Here is a 4,101-nt window from a genome sequence, read left to right on the forward strand (position 1 = left end):
AACACCCTGCTCTTTAAGGATGGTGTTATGTTAGATCATCTCACTTACTACCATGAATCATCTGATACCATTGTAAGAGAGCTAAACCACCAATTAGAAAGAAGCACTGGGCGCTCAATTTCAAGATCAACTGTAGGAGCGATCTAGGCCGTAAATTAGATATAAAGTCAGCTTTGTGCCGAAAGCAGACCTTCCTAATGTTTACTCCTCACTAATACTAACTCCCCTCCGCACAATCTGGTGCACCCCACCCAACTCCGTGCACGCTTTTAGTTCATATAATCTCCTTCGCTATGTGCGAATACTCCTAAGACAGTGCCATAAATTAAATTTACCAAACAAAAACAACAACTTAAGAAACTTGGCACTCTACCTGCTTTATACCGTTTAAAAATAAAATTTAGTTTTAACGAATGAACAACGGCGTTCATCAATCACCGGCCCTTCCCGACCGGTTGGTCGATGAGCGCTTTTTTTTTGGCAACCGTGTGAAGGTTAAGGCGTAACGATGAAGAAAGAGCATCTGATCATTATCGGCAACGGCATGGCGACTGGACGGCTGCTCAGCGAGATTACCGCGCTGGATGCAGACCGGTACGAGATCACCGTATTCGATCAGGAACCACACGGTAGCTACAACCGTATCATGCTCTCTCCCGTGCTTGCCGAAGAGATGACGGCGAAAGAGATCGTTATCCACTCTGCCGACTGGTTCGCCAGTCACAACATTACACTGCACACCAACGACCCGATTGTCAGTATTGACCGTGATAACAAAGCGGTTACCAGCCTGCGCGGTGTCACTGCCAACTATGACAAACTCGTGATGGCGACTGGTTCCGAACCTGCATTGCCTGCGGCTGCGCGCGACTGCACTCTGAACGGCATTCTCAGCTTCCGCAATATGCGCGATGTGCAGCGTATTAAAAGCCACGCCAATAACAGCGAACACGCCTTAGTTATCGGTGGCGGCTTACTGGGACTGGAAGCGGCTTATGGGCTGCGTAAACAAGGTGTGCATGTCACTGTACTGCACCGTGGAGAATGGTTGCTGAACCGTCAGCTGGACGAAGCTGCGGGCAAACTCCTGCAGGCTGAGCTCGAACGCCGTGGCATCAACATCGTACTGGGCAAAGAGGTCACCGCCTTTAAGGGTGCTCAGCATATCTCTTCAGTCAGCCTGTCCGACGGCAGCGAACTGAACGTACAGCAGGTGGTTATTGCGATCGGCATCGTACCCCACACTGAGTTGGCTGAACGCGCAGGGCTTGAATGCCAGCGTGGCGTGCACGTGAACAACTGCATGCAGACCAGCGATGAAAATATCTACGCCTTGGGAGAGTGTTGTCAGTTCGGCGATGACACTTTTGGTCTGGTTGCTCCGATCTGGGATCAGACCCGTGTCCTGGGCAACCTGCTCTGTGATGACGGCAGCCACCGTTTCGAGGTGAACCCGACTGCCACCAAACTCAAGATCTCCGGCATCGATCTTTATTCTGCCGGCGAATATCTGGACAGCGACGATACCGACGCGGTGGTCTTTAACGACCGCCTGCGAGGCACCTATAAAAAGCTGCTATTCCGCAACGACCATCTGGTCGGCACCGTACTCTACGGCGCAGTGCAGGACGGCAACTGGTACTTCGACCTGATCCAGAACAAACAGAATACCCGGGCAATCCGCCCACATATCATTTTTGGCCGCGCTTTCAGCGAGAAAAAGAGTGCCACAGGCACCGACACAGAGCGCACAACCCTTGCGGCAGCTTCTTAAGAGGACCTCTCCCATGAGTAAACAGAAATTAGTAGTGATTGGTAACGGAATGGTGGGACACCACTATCTGGAAAGTCTGGTGGAGTCCGGTTTTGCCGAACAATACGAAATCACCGTGTTCTGTGAAGAACCGCGCCTGGCATACGACCGTGTACATCTGAGTGCCTACTTTGACGGTTCAAGTGCCGATGATCTGGCCATGGGTACACCGGCGCTGTATGACAGCTGGGGCCTGAATGTCCTGATCGGTGAAAAAGCAGTCGCAATCGACCGTGATAACAAAACCGTGACCGCTACCAGCGGTGACGTTCTGAATTACGACAAACTGGTACTGTCTACCGGCTCCTACCCGTTTGTTCCCCCGGTTCCTGGCCATGAGCGAGAGAACTGCCTAGTCTACCGCACCATTGAGGATTTAGAGGCGATTGAAGCCGCTGCCAAGGGATCCAAAGTGGGCGTAGTCGTGGGCGGTGGTCTGCTTGGTCTGGAAGCGGCAAAAGCCCTGCGTGATCTGGGTCTGGAGACCCACGTAGTGGAGTTTGCCCCCCGTCTGATGGCTGTACAGCTGGATGAAGACGGTGGTCAGCTGCTGCGCGACAAGATCGAAGGCCTGGGTGTAAAAGTACATACAAATAAAAATACCCAGCTGATCGATGACGGCGAAACCGCAAAACACTGCATGAACTTTGCGGACGGCAAAAAACTGGAGACAGACCTGATACTGTTCTCCGCCGGTATTCGCCCCCAGGACGAACTTGCCCGTCAGAGTGGACTCGAGATAGGCGAGCGCGGCGGTATCGTAGTGAACAATCACTGCCAGACCTCCGATGAAAACATCTACGCCATCGGCGAGTGCGCCCTGTGGAATAATCGAATCTTTGGTCTTGTTGCGCCGGGCTACAGCATGGCAAAAACAGCGGTCTCCCATATGCTGGGCGGCACTGAAGAATTTACCGGTGCGGATATGAGCACCAAGCTGAAACTGCTGGGTGTGGATGTCGGTTCCATCGGCGATGCCCACGGTATGACACCGGGTGCGATCAGCTACAAATACTCCGATGACAACACCGCCAGCTACAAACGCATTATTGTCGCTGAAGACAAGAAAACCCTGATCGGCGCGGTGTTGGTGGGTGATTGTGAACAGTACGACACCCTGCTGCAGTATGCCCTCAACGGTATCGAACTGCCTGAACATCCGGAAAGTCTGATTTTACCTGCACTGGACGGTAGTTCGGCACCCGCGCTGGGGCCTGATGCCCTGCCAGATACCGCAACAATCTGCTCCTGCCTGAATGTCACCAAAGGTCAGATCTGCTGCTCCATCGATGACGGTGCGACTGACGTAGGAATGGTCAAAGACGCCACCAAAGCGGCGTCAGGCTGCGGGGGTTGTGCCGCACTGGTGAAATCGGTTGTTGATTGCGAGCTGGAAAAGCGCGGTGTCGAAGTGAACACCGACATCTGCGAACACTTCCCGCACACCCGCGAAGAGATCTACCACATCATCCGCGTAGAAGGCATCCGCAGCTTCCATGAACTGCTGGAGAAGCACGGTAAAGGTTTGCTGGGTTGCGATATCTGTAAACCTGCGGTCGGCAACATGCTGGCATCGTGCTGGAACGAACACATCATGGATGAACAGCACGTCAGCCTGCAGGACACCAACGACACCTTCATGGCAAACATGCAGAAGAACGGCACCTACTCCATCGTGCCGCGCATCCCGGGCGGTGAGATCACCCCGGACAAACTGATCGTACTGGGTCAGGTCGCGAAGAAATACAATCTCTACACCAAAATCACCGGTGGTCAGCGTGTTGACCTGTTTGGTGCCCAGTTGCATGAGCTGCCACTCATTTGGGAAGAGCTGATCGCAGCCGGTTTCGAAACCGGACACGCGTACGGTAAATCCCTGCGTACCGTTAAATCTTGTGTCGGCAGTACCTGGTGCCGCTACGGCGTCAAAGACAGTGCCGGTACGGCAATTAACTTAGAGAACCGTTATAAGGGCCTGCGTTCTCCACACAAGATTAAATTCGCAGTCTCCGGTTGTACCCGTGAGTGTGCCGAAGCCCAGTCCAAGGATATCGGTGTTATCGCCACCGAGAACGGCTGGAACTTGTACGTGTGCGGTAACGGCGGTATGAAGCCGCGCCACGCTGACCTGTTCGCCACTGACCTGGATAAAGAGACCCTGATCAAGTACATCGACCGGGTGCTGATGTTCTACATCAAGACCGGTGATCGTCTGCAGCGTACCTCGGTGTGGATGGAGAACCTGGAAGGGGGCCTCAAGTACCTGCAGGACGTGGTGATCAACGACA

At 53.4% G+C, this 4,101-nt stretch carries 2 protein-coding genes; both read left to right on the top strand.

All coding sequences use genetic code 11. From position 1 onward, the window contains the following. Positions 1-508: 508 nt before the first annotated feature. Entirely contained in the window at positions 509-1,774 is a 1,266-nt protein-coding gene (locus ABYW01_RS15800; protein ID WP_372834484.1) for an NAD(P)/FAD-dependent oxidoreductase, read from the top strand. Between the two features lie 13 nt (positions 1,775-1,787). After that, the coding region (gene nirB, locus ABYW01_RS15805; RefSeq protein WP_372834486.1) for a nitrite reductase large subunit NirB at positions 1,788-4,101 on the top strand (2,314 nt) is incomplete at its 3' end.

It is taken from the genome of Pontibacterium sp. (assembly GCF_041587635.1).
Classification (GTDB): Bacteria; Pseudomonadota; Gammaproteobacteria; order Pseudomonadales; family Balneatricaceae; genus Pontibacterium.

Excerpts from the sequence above, each read along its gene's own strand:
- ABYW01_RS15800 (WP_372834484.1), top strand. The coding sequence starts at position 509 with ATGAAGAAAGAGCATCTGATCATTATCGGCAACGGCATGGCGACTGGA.